The organism is Sulfurimonas autotrophica DSM 16294, assembly GCF_000147355.1.
GTDB lineage: Bacteria > Campylobacterota > Campylobacteria > Campylobacterales > Sulfurimonadaceae > Sulfurimonas > Sulfurimonas autotrophica.
This window is the reverse complement of sequence record NC_014506.1, coordinates 1714078-1727949: the sequence shown is the minus strand read 5'-3', so window position 1 is coordinate 1727949 and position 13872 is coordinate 1714078. Positions and strand designations below refer to the sequence as shown.

Annotated in this window: 14 protein-coding genes; 10 read left to right on the top strand and 4 right to left on the bottom strand. The window is 35.9% G+C overall.

The features are described from left to right. Positions 1–2: 2 nt before the first annotated feature. Entirely contained in the window at positions 3–404 is a 402-nt protein-coding gene (locus SAUT_RS08820; RefSeq protein WP_013327539.1) for an Hpt domain-containing protein, read from the bottom strand. A 79-nt stretch (positions 405–483) separates the two neighbouring features. Here SAUT_RS08820 and panB point away from each other — a divergent pair, with 79 nt between their 5' ends. From panB to SAUT_RS08805, 3 genes are read left to right on the top strand one after another with little or no spacing between them, the layout of a single operon-like run. Then, positions 484–1275 (top strand): 3-methyl-2-oxobutanoate hydroxymethyltransferase, encoded by a 792-nt coding sequence (gene panB, locus SAUT_RS08815; RefSeq protein WP_013327538.1) that lies wholly within the window; start codon positions 484–486, stop codon positions 1273–1275. After that, positions 1275–2288: a Holliday junction branch migration DNA helicase RuvB gene (gene ruvB / locus SAUT_RS08810; protein ID WP_013327537.1), complete on the top strand. Its 1014-nt coding sequence runs from the start codon at positions 1275–1277 to the stop codon at positions 2286–2288. The genes panB and ruvB overlap by 1 nt, the downstream gene beginning before the upstream one ends. Continuing rightward, the gene (locus SAUT_RS08805) at positions 2289–3338 is read left to right on the top strand and encodes an AI-2E family transporter (protein WP_013327536.1); all 1050 of its coding nucleotides are present in this window, start codon (positions 2289–2291) and stop codon (positions 3336–3338) included. A 1-nt stretch (position 3339) separates the two neighbouring features. On the opposite strand, the gene SAUT_RS08800 is transcribed toward SAUT_RS08805, so the two are convergent. Together SAUT_RS08800 and waaC are read right to left on the bottom strand one after the other, a co-directional pair. Then, positions 3340–4221 (bottom strand): lipid A biosynthesis lauroyl acyltransferase, encoded by an 882-nt coding sequence (locus SAUT_RS08800; RefSeq protein ID WP_013327535.1) that lies wholly within the window; start codon positions 4219–4221, stop codon positions 3340–3342. Then, the gene (gene waaC, locus SAUT_RS08795) at positions 4211–5215 is read right to left on the bottom strand and encodes a lipopolysaccharide heptosyltransferase I (protein WP_013327534.1); all 1005 of its coding nucleotides are present in this window, start codon (positions 5213–5215) and stop codon (positions 4211–4213) included. The genes SAUT_RS08800 and waaC overlap by 11 nt, the downstream gene beginning before the upstream one ends. Before the next feature lie 68 nt (positions 5216–5283). Here waaC and SAUT_RS08790 point away from each other — a divergent pair, with 68 nt between their 5' ends. The 7 genes from SAUT_RS08790 to SAUT_RS08760 all read left to right on the top strand — a co-directional run bounded on the left by SAUT_RS08790 (position 5284) and on the right by SAUT_RS08760 (position 11430). Beyond that, positions 5284–6189: a PDC sensor domain-containing protein gene (locus SAUT_RS08790; RefSeq protein WP_013327533.1), complete on the top strand. Its 906-nt coding sequence runs from the start codon at positions 5284–5286 to the stop codon at positions 6187–6189. Then, entirely contained in the window at positions 6189–6800 is a 612-nt protein-coding gene (gene hisH / locus SAUT_RS08785) for an imidazole glycerol phosphate synthase subunit HisH (protein WP_013327532.1), read from the top strand. The genes SAUT_RS08790 and hisH overlap by 1 nt, the downstream gene beginning before the upstream one ends. A gap of 35 nt (positions 6801–6835) precedes the next feature. After that, positions 6836–7546, top strand: coding sequence for a 1-(5-phosphoribosyl)-5-[(5-phosphoribosylamino)methylideneamino]imidazole-4-carboxamide isomerase (hisA, locus tag SAUT_RS08780; RefSeq protein WP_013327531.1), 711 nt, complete (start codon positions 6836–6838; stop codon positions 7544–7546). Positions 7547–7615: 69 nt separating this feature from the next. Next, the gene (locus tag SAUT_RS08775) at positions 7616–7990 is read left to right on the top strand and encodes a chemotaxis response regulator CheY (RefSeq protein WP_013327530.1); all 375 of its coding nucleotides are present in this window, start codon (positions 7616–7618) and stop codon (positions 7988–7990) included. Continuing rightward, positions 7990–8823 (top strand): 50S ribosomal protein L11 methyltransferase, encoded by an 834-nt coding sequence (locus tag SAUT_RS08770; RefSeq protein ID WP_013327529.1) that lies wholly within the window; start codon positions 7990–7992, stop codon positions 8821–8823. Before SAUT_RS08775 ends, SAUT_RS08770 begins: the two co-directional genes overlap by 1 nt. Positions 8824–8825: 2 nt before the next feature. Next, entirely contained in the window at positions 8826–10808 is a 1983-nt protein-coding gene (gene ftsH / locus SAUT_RS08765) for an ATP-dependent zinc metalloprotease FtsH (protein WP_013327528.1), read from the top strand. After that, positions 10798–11430 (top strand): phosphatidylserine decarboxylase, encoded by a 633-nt coding sequence (locus SAUT_RS08760; protein ID WP_013327527.1) that lies wholly within the window; start codon positions 10798–10800, stop codon positions 11428–11430. The genes ftsH and SAUT_RS08760 overlap by 11 nt, the downstream gene beginning before the upstream one ends. Positions 11431–11438: 8 nt before the next feature. On the opposite strand, the gene SAUT_RS08755 is transcribed toward SAUT_RS08760, so the two are convergent. Then, positions 11439–13778: a tetratricopeptide repeat protein gene (locus tag SAUT_RS08755; protein WP_013327526.1), complete on the bottom strand. Its 2340-nt coding sequence runs from the start codon at positions 13776–13778 to the stop codon at positions 11439–11441. Between the last annotated feature and the right edge of the window lie 94 nt (positions 13779–13872).

Genomic DNA, 13872 nt, shown 5'->3' with positions numbered 1-13872 from the left:
ATTTATTTTTCCAAGTCAGGGATTTTTAATAAGGAGTATTTTATTTTACTGAGTTCGTTATCTTGTCTTAAATCATCATGCCAAGCTGCAAACATGTCGCTGATATTTAACAACCAGTTTGTTGTTTCATCGCTAATGGGCGGTTTTTTTTGACGTAATGCTTCAAGCTCATCCTCAACAAAGGCAGCCAGTTTATTCATCGGAATAATTTTAAGATAACCACTTGCTGATTTTATGTTGTGAAATACACGAAAAAGCTCATTAACACTTCTTTCATACATGTTGGGCTTTGATAGGTCAAGAATCATGACTTCCATGCTCTCAACCATCATAGAATAGTGATCTAAAAACTCATCGATAATTTCAAAATCAAAGTTTTCATCTAAATCACTTCTTATGCCCATAAAATAATTCTCCTATATAGTGCAAATTATAGCAATTTTTGGTTAAAATACCTCTATTAATATAATAAAGAGTTTTTAAATGAGTAAAAAATTAACTATATCGACTATAAAAAAGAGTAAGGGGGTAAGACCTTTGGTTATGATTACCGCCTATGATGCGCTCTTTGCAAAACTATTGGAGCCGAGTGCAGATATGATTTTGGTAGGCGATAGTTTAAATATGAGTTTTGCCGGTCGTAGTGACACAATAAGTACTACTTTAGAACAGATGCTTTATCATACAAATGCCGTCTGTATGGGTGCAAAAAATAGTTTTGTAATCTGTGATATGCCTTTTGGAACTTATACATGTAAAGAGCGTGCCTTGGATAATGCTATAAAAGTTTTTCAAAACACACAGGCTGATTGTGTAAAAATAGAAGGCGGTGCGGATAAAGCAGAAATTATAAAACATTTGACAGATAACGGTATTGCAGTCTGCGGACATATTGGGCTTTTACCACAATCAGTAAGAAGTGAAGGCGGATACAAAGTCAAGGGAAAAACAGCTAATGAACGTGAACAACTGCTGAGAGATGCCAAAGCGGTTGAGTGTGCCGGTGCTTTTTGTATGGTGATAGAGGGGACAAAAGCAGATGTTGCCAAAGAGATTGCGCAGAGTGTCAGTATTCCTGTTATCGGTATCGGGGCCGGTGCTGAGGTTGACGGACAGGTTTTAGTTTTTTCAGATATGCTGGGACTTTTTGAAGAGTTCACTCCTAAATTTGTTAAAAAATATCTTGATGGAGCGACTTTAGTGAAAAATGCTCTTAAAGAATATGCAGATGAGGTTGTGAGCCGTAAATTTCCAAAAGAGGAACATACATACTAATGGAAAGAGTGGTAGATATTGAAACTTTCAGTCTTGAAGAAGAAAACTCTGAAGTCACACTGCGCCCTGATGCGTGGAGCGAATATATTGGGCAGGAGCAGATTAAAAAAAACCTTTCTGTGTTTATAGAAGCATCAAAAAAACGTGAAGAAGCACTTGATCATGTTCTTTTTTACGGACCTCCCGGACTTGGAAAAACGACTCTTGCTCTTATTATTGCCAATGAAATGAATGCAAACATTAAAGTAACGGCAGCACCGATGATAGAAAAAAGCGGTGATTTGGCCGCAATACTGACAAACTTGGAAGAAGGTGACATTCTTTTTATAGACGAAATACACAGACTCTCTCCTGCGGTTGAAGAGATTTTATACTCTTCGATGGAAGATTACAGAATTGACATCATAATCGGCAGTGGCCCTGCTGCACAGACGGTCAAGATTGATTTGCCTCGATTTACGCTTATCGGGGCTACAACAAGGGCGGGAATGCTTTCAAATCCTCTTAGAGACAGGTTTGGTATGAGTTTTCGTATGAATTTTTACACTCATGATGAACTGGCAAAAATTATTCTACAGGCTTCAAATAAACTAGAACGTGAAATTATACATGAAGCGGCCGTTGAAATAGCAAAGCGCAGCCGTGGAACTCCTCGTATTGCCTTGCGTCTTTTACGTCGTGTAAGAGATTTTGCGGAGGTTGCCAATGAAGAGCATATTAATCATAAACGGACACAATATGCCTTGGATGAGCTGGGAATTAATTCGCACGGTTTTGATGAAATGGATTTACGTCTGCTTACACTTTTGGCAAGTTCTAAAGGGCGTGCTATGGGGTTGAGTACGATAGCCGCAGCTTTGAGTGAAGATGAGGGAACAGTAGAAGATGTACTTGAACCTTACCTGATCGCAAATGGCTACTTAGAACGCACAGCAAAAGGCAGACGCGCAACACCTGCAACGTATGATGTGCTAAATATGCGTTGTGTAAATGAAGACGGGACACTTTTTTAAATGAAATCACAATATTTTATAGCCATACTTTTTGCCACTTCTTTATACTGGATGTATCTACTTTATGAACCGTTTTTAATGGTCATGACTATTGCTGCCTTGTTGGCTATTTCTACGGCGAGTATTAACAACTACTTTGAGCAGTTGTTTTCATCTCGTTTTGTTGCGGCATTTTTATCAAGTTTACTGCTTGCAATACTCTTTTTCGCACCTTTAGGTTATTTCCTGGCAACTTTGACAATAAAACTCAATCATTTAGAACCCAATAGTTTAAAAAATATAGAACTTTATATAAACGGTTTGATTACAAATCCACCGGAATTTTTACTCTTTTTGAAGCCTTATCTTGTTGATTCTTTAAAAGGAATAGATATTAACAGTTTGACAGCGAATGCTTTACATGTAGCTGCGAAAGTAGGGACATTCAGTGCAGGTTTTGTTAAAAATGCCTTTTTGGTTATTGTCTTTTATTTCTTTGCTATGTATAATGGATCTACTATTGTAGAGTTTTTAAAACGTGTTGTGCAGATGTCGGTGGAAGACAGTACCTTGCTTGCACGGGAACTTTCCGCTGTAATGAGTGTGGTTTTTTACTCTATTATTGCTACGGCAATGCTTGAAGGGGCTTTATTCGGTATAGCTGTTTCATTTATGGGTTATAATGGTTTACTGTTTGGCATCATGTATGGTTTTGCTTCTTTACTCCCTGTTGTAGGAGGAATATTAATGTGGCTTCCGTTTATGATATATGAACTCTCGGCAGGACATAATGCCAACGCTGTTTTTATAGCACTTTATTCAATTATTGTTATTTCAGTTATAGCAGACACTTTTATAAAGCCCTTGATTATTAAAGAGATAAATAAAAGACTGCTCAAAGAAAGTGATGCGAAGTTAAATGAACTGGTTATATTCTTTTCTATTATCGCAGGACTTGCGACATTTGGGTTTTGGGGGATGATTTTAGGACCTGCAATAACAGCATTTTTTCTTGCGATTTTAAAACTTTTTGAAGCCAGAACAAAAGAGTGTGAAACGAAAAGCCGGTAATTTAGTTATAAATTTCCGGTTTGTCGTTTTTCCATCTGCGATGTAGCCAAAACCAAAACTTTGGTTCTTTTCTTATGATGGACGTGAGCCAGTCGGCTTGCAGCTGTGTTGCTTTTTGTATATCACTTTGCGCATCGTCCGTTTTTTCGACCTTTATCTCATCATGTATAATTATCGTATAATTTTCTTCATCATCCGTTCGTATATGCACGGGAACTATGGCAGCGTTGAACTTTCTTGCAAGATATGCCGGTGTTGAAGTCATACGCAGAGGTTTACCCATAAACTCTACCATGACGCCTTCTCTCTCATTTATGTTTGTATCTATGAGAATTCCGCTGGCTTTGCCTTGTTTTATGAGTCTGATAAGCGGTTTGACAACATTTGTTTTCTCTAGGTTTGTATTGCCGAACTTTGCTCTTGCATCAAGCAGCCACTTTTCATAGACTCTGTTTTTGAGTTTTTTATAAACGGGTGCAATGGTCTCTACATGTAATGCAAGTCCTGCCGCACCAAGCTCCCATGCACAATAGTGTGGCGTGGCATAAATAATGGCACGTCCTTCTTTGTGGATTTTGTCAATTTCTTCTTTATTTATGACGGTAATTCTACTGCCGATTTCTTCTTTACTCAGGTGGCGCATCTCCATAAGGTGTAAAAAATTATAGAGCAGATTTTTAAAACTGTATCGTGTGATTTTGTCAATCTCTTCTTCACTCATGGAGTTGTCAAAGGCGTAGTTCAGGTTTTGTTTGACAATACAACGGTATTTTTTTGATGATTTATAGCCTAAAAAGGCCAAAAAAGTAAAAAATGCTTTACGTGCACGATGAGGCAGCAGCATTAAAATATTTTCAACTATTAGGAGGAAATTATAGCCCATTATGTAAAAGCTCCTTTGCTTTTTGTGTGATTTTTTCTGCGGGAATTTCTTTAATTGAGAAGTCATTTTTATCAATTTTTAAGATATTGACCTTTGAGGGTGATTTTATACCGATATTTATAGGTGTTTCATAAATCATTCTTGTAGTTGTAGGTCCTAACAGCGTAATGGAGGGAATATTTTGTGCCCACGCCAAATGTGTCGGACCTGTGTCGTTACCTATGAGCAGATCCATACTTGATATAAATGAAACAAGCCCGTCCAGTGTGAGTTTTGGTGCTAATGTTGCATATTTTGAATGCTTACAAATCCACGCTGCACTCTCTTTTTCAGCTTCATTTCCCCAAATAATGTAGCACTGTTCCTGCAGCGCATTGCAAACTTTTACAACAGACTCTTTTGGGTAAATTTTTGAAGGCCAAGACGCACCGATTACAAATGCAATATTTTTCTTATCACTTCGTAAAGTGAACTCTTTTGTCGGCGAAAAAACCGGCTCTTTATTTAAAATCATTGCATCTGTAAGCTTAAAATTAAGGGCATCAGACACAGCAAAACAGTTTCGTTTTATGACATTTTCTTCATAGGATATAGAAGAAGTTGTTTTATAAAAAAGAGCGGCCAAAGATTCACGCGTTGAATTTTTATCAAAACCATGGGTATTTTTTCCTATGATTCTGGCAACAATAGCTGATTTTAAAAGTCCCTGCATATCAATTATAATGTCATAATCATCCAATGTGGAGAGTTTTGAGATTGTTTTTTTAAGCAAAGAAAAACTTTTACTTTTCTTGAGCTTTTTTAAATTTACACTATGAATTGCATGTAGGTATTTGTTGGTTCTCAAAATATCTGAGAATATCTCTTCACTTACCCAGTCTATTTTTGCATCAGGATACTGTTTTTTTATAAACTGCAGTACAACTGCGCTGTTTATTATATCTCCAAGTGCTGAAAGTCTGATAATGGCTATCTTTCTAATATCTTTATTCATTAATGACATTATACCAATAATAGTAAATCTTTGATATAATTCAAACAAATTAAGAAGGAGTAACTTGTATGGTTCCTATAGATATCCAACATTTTGCCGAGGGCAGGACAAAAGCCAGAGCCTATTTTTGTTATCTTTTTTCAAAAAATATTCCTAACAGACTTCCTTCTTTAACTGAAGACATGATTATGCCGAGACTGCTTAAAATCAAAGCAGATCAGGAAAATTGTGAGGGTGTTTATCTGCTTGACAACAGGGGAGTACAGGTAAGCCCGACGTTTGCGAAAGAGAAGCAGATAGATGATGATATGGGAAAAATCCGCGCAGACAGAGCATATTACTATCGTGCGGTAAGAGAAGAAAGATGTACAATTACGGATCCTTATCCGTCATTGATTACAGGAGATTTAACTGTAACGGCATCTGCACCAATATTTGATGAAAATGGTTCATTGAAGTATGTGGCATGTATTGATATGCCGCTTGAAGAAGTGCTTAAAATTGCACATCTTAACAAAATGGATACATTTTTCAGTGAATTCTTCAAATTTACGTATGGTGCCTTCGCATTAGCATTAGTTGCTATCGCTCTTTTGCTATTTGTAAAAGGGATAGAGAGTTTCTTTTTGTATGGGATATCTATAAGTCATTTTAAAATTAAAGATGTTTTTGAAGCAACGATTTTACTTACACTCTCTTTGGCAATTTTTGATTTGTCCAAAACACTTGTAGAAGAAGAAATTTTAGGAAGATACAAAGAACATGATATATCCGGTCCGCATAAAACAATGGTTCGCTTTTTGGGCTCCATCATTATAGCACTCTCCATTGAAGCTTTAATGCTGGTGTTCAAATTTGCAATTACAGACCCGAATAAATTAATATACTCAATGTATATTATTGCCGGTGTCGGTATATTAATTGTTTCTTTGGCAATATATATAAAATTTACAAAATTAAAGATAGATGAATAATGATAGCAATAATTGATTATAACATGGGAAATTTGGCAAGTGTAAAAAATGCATTTGCCAAACTTGGACAAGAAACTGTAGTTGAAAGTAATCCTGATAAATTTCAAGAGTATGATAAGCTGATATTACCGGGTGTCGGTGCTTTTGGAGATGCGATGGAGCACTTAAAAGAGCGTAAAATGACAGAAGCTATAAAAAAGTTTGCACAGAGTGGTAAACCAATGCTTGGTATTTGCCTTGGAATGCAGCTTTTGTTTGAAAGCTCACAAGAGTTTGGAGAGCATGAAGGTTTGGGGCTTATAAAAGGAAATGTTGTGAAGTTTGACAGTGAAAAATTTGAAGAGCCTTTAAAAGTGCCGCATATGGGATGGAACAGAATGTTTACAAAAGAGCATCCTCTGTTTAAAGGTTTGGATGATGAACATTACCTTTATTTTGTGCATACCTATCACGTTACATGTAAAGATGAAAATGACATCATCGGGCAAACATACTATGGGTATAAATTTACATCGGCAGTTGCGCATAATAATATTATGGGAATACAGCCTCACCCTGAAAAGAGCCATAAAAATGGACTGAAAATTTTAGAAAATTTTATAAAACTATAATAGTTTATTGAAATACTTAAAAGGAAAATAATTACATGACATTATACCCAGCAATAGATTTAAAAGACGGAAAAGCAGTTCGCCTGACAAAAGGTTTGATGGAAAGTGCAAAAATTTATTCGGATGAACCATATGAATTGGTGAAAAAATTTGAGGAAATGGGTGCAAAATGGGTGCATTTGGTAGATTTAAACGGTGCATTTGCAGGGGAGCCTAAAAATCTTGAACAGATAATCAAAATTCGTAAAAACTCTAATGTGAAACTAGAGCTCGGAGGAGGAATTCGTGATGAAGAGACAATCCAAAAGATGCTTGACATTGGAATTGACAGAATTATTTTAGGCTCTATTGCCGTAAAAAATCCTCAATTTGTGAAAGATATGGCAGCTAAATATCCTATTGCCGTAGGCATTGATGCAATAGACGGATATGTAGCGGTTGAAGGCTGGGGAGAAGTAAGTACAATGCTTGCAACAGATTTAGCAAAAGAGTTTGCTAATGCCGGTGTAGAAGCTATAATATGTACTGATGTCGGAAAAGACGGTACACTCAGCGGTGTAAATGTAGAATTTACACTTGATATTGCAAGAGCTAGCGGGATAAGTACAATTGCAAGCGGCGGCGTTAAAGATGAAGGTGATATTGAAGCTTTAATTGCTACCGGAGAAGTTGATGGTGTAATTATTGGAAAAGCGTACTATGAGGGAAGATTAGATTTGCCCAAAATGTTCAAATTGGTAGATTAATAGCAAAACAAACAGAATTTTGCTATTATTAGGTATAAATTATGCAAAATATTATTTAAAGGATTTCAATTGAAATTACTTGTTGTTGATGACAGTTCTACAATGCGTCGTATTATAAAAAATACTTTGGCTCGCCTTGGATACAAAGATATTCTTGAAGGTGCTGACGGCGTTGAAGGTTGGGCGCAAATGGATGCGAACCCAGATATTGAAATGTTAATTACAGACTGGAATATGCCGGAGATGAACGGACTTGAACTTGTAAAAAAAGTTCGTGCAGATGAGCGTTTTAAAGATACGCCTATCATTATGGTAACAACAGAAGGTGGAAAAGCGGAAGTTATTACAGCACTTAAAGCCGGAGTAAATAACTATATAGTAAAACCGTTTACTCCACAGGTACTTAAAGAAAAACTTGGTGCTGTAATGGGTGTTACGGAGTAATGCAAGAGCATTACTATGAGTTAGTGGTTAAAGTCTCTTCTCATCATGAATTGTTTGCAGATTTTTTGGCAGACACTCTGCCGATTGGTTTTGAAGAGACAGATGAGGGCTTTATTATAAGAAGTGAAGAGGAGCTTGATACCATAGTTTGGGGATTGGAACAGTTTGCAGAGGCTTTGCAAAAGGCTCTGGGTGCGCCTGTAGAAGTAGAGTGTACTCAAAAAAAATTGCAAAATAGCGACTGGGTAGAGTCTTATAAAAATAGTATAGAACCCCTTGCAATAGATAAGTTTTACATCCATCCTACATGGAATGACAACCATCCAAACCTTATAAATATAGTGATAGATCCGGCTCTTGCATTTGGTACAGGGCATCATCCAACGACTGCTTCTTCACTGCGCGCCATTTCTAAATATGTACATAAAGGTGACAGAGTTTTAGATGTAGGCTGCGGCAGCGGCATACTGGGCATTGGTGCTATGAAACTCGGAGCCGTTGTGGATGCTTGTGATACTGACCCTGTGTCGGTTGAAAATTCTATAAAAAATGCGAAGTTAAATGATTTGGAATTTCATTCAATATGGGAGGGTTCTGCTTCAAATTTGGATGAAAGGTACAATATAGTTGTGGCAAATATTGTTGCAGATGTATTAACTTTTATTGCAAATGACTTAAAAAAAGCATTGGCAGATGAGGGAGTCTTAATTTTATCTGGTATATTAAACAAGTATGAAGAAAAAGTTTTGAATTTTTATAAAGATTGTGAAATAATAGAAAAAATAGCTCAAGATGAATGGGTTACATTAGTTTTAAAAAGAGAGAAGAAATAAAGATGGCAGATAACGAAAACAATAAAAACAATAACAACTTTTTTAACCAAAATCCGCTGATAACATTTGCAATATTTTCAGTTGTAGTGATTTTGTTGTTTAAAGTAATGGTTGGCGAAGGTGTCGGTAATAATAATTCTGTAATGGGAACATCTACAACAAGAATTAAGCCGGTTGATTATTCAGAACTTAAAGAGCTTGTAAAGTCTAAAAGTGTAAAAAAAGTTGAAATAGGACAAAGTTATATTAGAGCTATTTCAACAGACGGTTCAAAAATTTATACAACAAGAGTGGTAAAAGGTGACAGTGAACTGATAAAGCTTTTAGATGAAGAAAAAATCGACTATACAGGATTTAGTGAAACAAACTGGTTTACAGAAATGTTTGGCTGGCTGTTTCCATTTTTGATAATTATTGCTATCTGGATGTTTTTTGCCGGTCGTATGCAAAAAAGTATGGGTGGAGGGCTGCTTGGAATGGGAAATTCCAAAAAGTTAATAAACTCAGAAAAACCGGATACAAAATTTGACGATGTAGCAGGTGTTGAAGAGGCAAAAGAAGAAGTGAAGGAGATTGTAGACTTTTTGAAATATCCTGGACGATATGTAGAAATCGGTGCAAAAATTCCTAAAGGTGTACTTCTTGTGGGAAGCCCCGGTACCGGTAAAACATTACTTGCCAAAGCTGTTGCAGGTGAAGCAGAAGTTCCGTTTTTCTCAGTAAGCGGTTCTAGTTTTATTGAAATGTTTGTGGGTGTGGGTGCAGCTCGTGTAAGAGATCTGTTTGAGCAGGCTAAAAAAGATGCGCCGAGTATTATATTTATAGATGAGATTGATGCTATCGGTAAAAGCCGTGCAGCCGGTGGTCCAATGGGCGGAAATGATGAAAGAGAACAAACACTTAATCAACTTTTAGCAGAGATGGACGGTTTTGGAACAGATACACCTGTTATAATTTTAGCAGCGACTAATAGACCTGAAATACTTGATCCGGCACTGTTGCGTCCAGGTCGTTTTGACAGACAGGTTCTTGTCGATAAACCAGATTTTGAAGGTCGTGTAAAAATTTTAAAAGTACATGTAAAAAATGTAAAAATAGACAAAGATGTGGATCTTAAAGAGATTGCACGCTTAACGGCAGGACTAGCAGGTGCAGATTTAGCGAACATAGTTAATGAAGCGGCGCTGCTTGCAGGTAGAAAAAGTCAAAAAACTGTCAAACAGCAAGATATGTATGAAGCAGTTGAACGTGCACTTGCAGGTCTTGCTAAAAAATCTCGACGTATTAATCCGAAAGAGAAAAAAATTGTTGCATACCATGAAAGTGGGCATGCACTTTTGGCTGAAACAACAGATGGTGCGAAAAAAGTTTCTAAAGTTTCTATAGTACCCCGTGGTTTGGCTGCACTTGGCTACACGCTTAATAAGCCAGAAGAAGACAAGTATATGATGCAGATGCATGAGTTATGGGCAGAAGTAGATACTCTGCTTGGCGGCCGTGCGGCTGAACAAGTCTTCATTGGTGAAATCTCAACAGGTGCCGGAAATGATTTGGAACGTGCTACTGACATTATAAAATCAATGGTCCAGACCTATGGTATGAGTGAAATCGCAGGACTAATGGTTCTTGAGAAATCACGCCAGTCCTTTTTAAGCGGAGGTGGACAACAGGCAACACGCGAATACAGCGAAAGAATGGCCGAAGAGATGGATGAATACATCAAAAAATCATTAGATGAGCATTATCAGGCCGTTTTAAATCGTTTAGAAGAGTATCGTGGAGCTATCGAAGAGATGGTTGCCCTGCTGTATAAAAAAGAAAATATTACCGGTGATGAGGTTAGAAAAATCATTGTGAATTTTGAAAAAGAAAATGGTATTGAATCTAAGGTTGTAGAAAACAGCGAGAGCATTGAAGAAGAGTTAAAAGCAGATGCAACAATGACAGATCATGATGATACTAACGGAAAAAGTGATGAAAAATAATCTTTTTATTGTAAGTAAAAACGGTTATAAATATATTGCTTATGCTCTTCTTACTGCCATTATATTTGGGATTTTAGATTTAGAATTTTTCTCTCTTTTGTCTTTTGCATTAGCGTTGTTTTTTATTTATAGTTTTAGAAATCCGGAAAGAGAGCTCTCTTTGTTAGATGATAAAGCAGTTGTTTCCCCCGTTGACGGTGTTGTGAAAGCTATAGATGAAATAAAAAATGGACAATATGTCTATAGAGTGCTCGTAGAATCAAATTATATGAATGTCGGTGTATTACGTGTTCCCTTAAGTGGACATCTTGAAAGTACAAAAGTTATCAGAGGTGCAAGAACTTCAAAAAAATCAAAATTATTTTATGATTTAAATGAAACTGCAGAACTTGTATTTGTAGATGCACATAACAATAGAGTAAAAGTGCTGCACAGACTCAAGCAAAGTTTTGCTCCTGTAAATATAGAAGTCTCTAAAAATGAACCCTTGTATAAGGGTTCAAGATACGGATATGCAATTAACAGTATGAGTGAACTCTATTTACCGAAAAACTTCAGATTAGATATTAAACCAAACAGCGAAATCCAAGCATCTCACTCTCTAATAGGTTATTTTTCTTAAGCCAATTATTATCCTTGGGGATGCTCTTTCATAAACATAAGCTTATCTGTATCTATATTAAATTCAAAATATTCCGATTCAAAGGCATCATTGTTGATTTTTTGCAGTTGTATGGATGCACCTTCATTATTTTTAATTTCCATATACAAAAGAGCAAGTGCATATCTGGCTTCAAAAAAGTTTTCATTTTTCATTTTTGATAACTCAAGCAACGCTATTGCATTTGCATGATGCTGGGCTGCTGTTGAAGCTACTGCTCCCAAATAGAGTGTATATGCATCCCTAACCTTTAATTCGTCTATTAAATGATTGTAGAGTGTATATGACTCCTCAAAGTTCTTGTTATACAGGGATGCTAAAGCCAGTACGCTTTCTATATCTTCTGTATTTGTATCAGTAGTCTGAAGTACTTGCTTTAACTGTTCTCTTAGATAATAGAGTCTTCCCGTAATTAAATGCTCCTGTATATAAGTGTATCTGGTAATAAATGGACCATAATACAAATCAGTGAAATTAAAATGCTGTTTCTTTAAGTATTTTAAGACTTCTTCTGCATATTTTGGTGTCTTATAGCTGCTAAAATGTGTGTCTATGTAAATCATATGAGGGAGTATATCATGAGGAAACATGACAGTCAGTTTTGATGCAGCGCTTTTTGCTCTGTCAAGATTTTTTGTTTTGCTGGCAATGAGTGTATCTAATATTAGATACAGAGGTCTTTGCTTGTAGTCTTTGTCAAGCCATTCAATCGCTGAGAGATAGTCATTGTCACTGAGGTGTAAAAGGGTATTGTATAAATCAATCTCTTCACTTGTCTCTTGGGTAGATATAGAATCTTTTAAAAGAGACTCTAGTTTTGTGTAGTTTTTATTTATTAACTGGCTTGTCATTACAGCATAAACGCCGGAGAGATAGTTCTTGGCATCTAAATGATATGAACGTAGAAAGTGTTTATTCGCCTGAAGCATATTTCCCATTTGAGCATAAGTCAGGGCAAGATTATAATGCAAAATGGAGTGCTTAGGCTGAATTTTTACAAGTTTTTGTAAATCCTGATTTGCTTCTCGAATTTTTAAAGAGAGTGCTTTTTTAATAGCTTTTGTAATGCCTATATCAACATTGGAAGAAGAGTAACTCTTTTTTAAATATTCTTGCGCAGATTTGACATTATCAATATAAATATTCGCATTTCCTTTTCTGATATAACTAATGGTTTGATTTGCATTGAAGATTTTATATGGTGAAAAATAAAATATTTTTTGGTAGTTGATAAATTTTGAATTTTGAATTTTCTTTCTATATAATGCCTGCGCTTTTTGCGGATCAAACAGAGCATCTTTGAGCTTTACATTTACGGGGTATGCTTTATAAACCTCTTGTGGGTATTCATCTGTTACTTTTTTAAGTTGTGATGCTGCTTTTTGTATGTGTCCGGCTTTTAAGTTAATATAACTGCGTGCCAGTTTGGCTTTGAGTGGCTGCTCGTTTTTTATTATAGCACTGTTAAGATGATCAATAGCCAGATTAAAATCGCCAACTCTTGCATATAAAAGAGCCAAACTAAAGTCATCGATATCTTCATTAATTTTTTCTAAAGAATCAATAGCATCATAATTGTTGTTATATAAAGCGTTAATTTTTGCACTTAAATGATTTTGCACAACCGGATATGCAGGGTGATCTGTATTTTTAAGACCACTCAAAGCTCCAAGATAGTTTTTGTTATAGTAATTTACAAGTGTATAGTAGTATGAATACAGGGGTGAATTGATTTCATAAGGCAGGTAGGCATAAGCCAAATCAATATAATACTTAAAGCTAGCCTCATCCTTTACATGTAAGGAACATACGGCTGCATTGATGGCGCTGACACACCTTTTCTCATCATTGAGTATTGCATTTTGAAAAGTTTTTAATGCCAGTGCGTACTGTTCATTCTTCATTTGGGCAACACCAAGATTGTACTGCGATATAGCCTGAGAGTAATGGGCAATATTTTCATACAGGGTGAGAGCCTTCTCTTTTGCACCTGTTGAGTATAAATAATTTGCTTTGGCAATCATATTTTCCAGTTTACTTTGCTGGATGACTGGTTTTTTTGCCTCTTGTAGTTTGTTGTCTAAAGTGCTAAAGTCACTAGTCGTTTGTGTGGAAGCATTTTTAATAAGGAGAAGCGCGGTTACAATAATGAGTAAAACAACAATAATTGCAATACCACCAAAAAGAATAATTTTTTTCTGTCTGGCTTCATCTTCATTCTCGTCAAGAAACTCATCATGCTGATTATACGAGTGTAATGCTGCATCACTGTCTTCTATAATTATTATGTCTTCGTGTGTATCAGCCATCAACTACCCTATTTAATATTACATCTTTTATATTTTTATAAGCAAAAAAAGTACCAAATATAAAAATATTCTATTAATGATATTCTATTATTAT

What these genes read in the sequence shown, in the direction of transcription:
- SAUT_RS08820 (WP_013327539.1), bottom strand. Translation starts at nt 404, where the DNA reads ATGGGCATAAGAAGTGATTTAGATGAAAACTTTGATTTTGAAATTATC.
- panB (WP_013327538.1), top strand. Translation starts at nt 484, where the DNA reads ATGAGTAAAAAATTAACTATATCGACTATAAAAAAGAGTAAGGGGGTA.
- ruvB (WP_013327537.1), top strand. Translation starts at nt 1,275, where the DNA reads ATGGAAAGAGTGGTAGATATTGAAACTTTCAGTCTTGAAGAAGAAAAC.
- SAUT_RS08805 (WP_013327536.1), top strand. Translation starts at nt 2,289, where the DNA reads ATGAAATCACAATATTTTATAGCCATACTTTTTGCCACTTCTTTATAC.
- SAUT_RS08800 (WP_013327535.1), bottom strand. Translation starts at nt 4,221, where the DNA reads ATGGGCTATAATTTCCTCCTAATAGTTGAAAATATTTTAATGCTGCTG.
- waaC (WP_013327534.1), bottom strand. Translation starts at nt 5,215, where the DNA reads ATGAATAAAGATATTAGAAAGATAGCCATTATCAGACTTTCAGCACTT.
- SAUT_RS08790 (WP_013327533.1), top strand. Translation starts at nt 5,284, where the DNA reads ATGGTTCCTATAGATATCCAACATTTTGCCGAGGGCAGGACAAAAGCC.
- hisH (WP_013327532.1), top strand. Translation starts at nt 6,189, where the DNA reads ATGATAGCAATAATTGATTATAACATGGGAAATTTGGCAAGTGTAAAA.
- hisA (WP_013327531.1), top strand. Translation starts at nt 6,836, where the DNA reads ATGACATTATACCCAGCAATAGATTTAAAAGACGGAAAAGCAGTTCGC.
- SAUT_RS08770 (WP_013327529.1), top strand. Translation starts at nt 7,990, where the DNA reads ATGCAAGAGCATTACTATGAGTTAGTGGTTAAAGTCTCTTCTCATCAT.
- ftsH (WP_013327528.1), top strand. Translation starts at nt 8,826, where the DNA reads ATGGCAGATAACGAAAACAATAAAAACAATAACAACTTTTTTAACCAA.
- SAUT_RS08760 (WP_013327527.1), top strand. Translation starts at nt 10,798, where the DNA reads ATGAAAAATAATCTTTTTATTGTAAGTAAAAACGGTTATAAATATATT.
- SAUT_RS08755 (WP_013327526.1), bottom strand. Translation starts at nt 13,778, where the DNA reads ATGGCTGATACACACGAAGACATAATAATTATAGAAGACAGTGATGCA.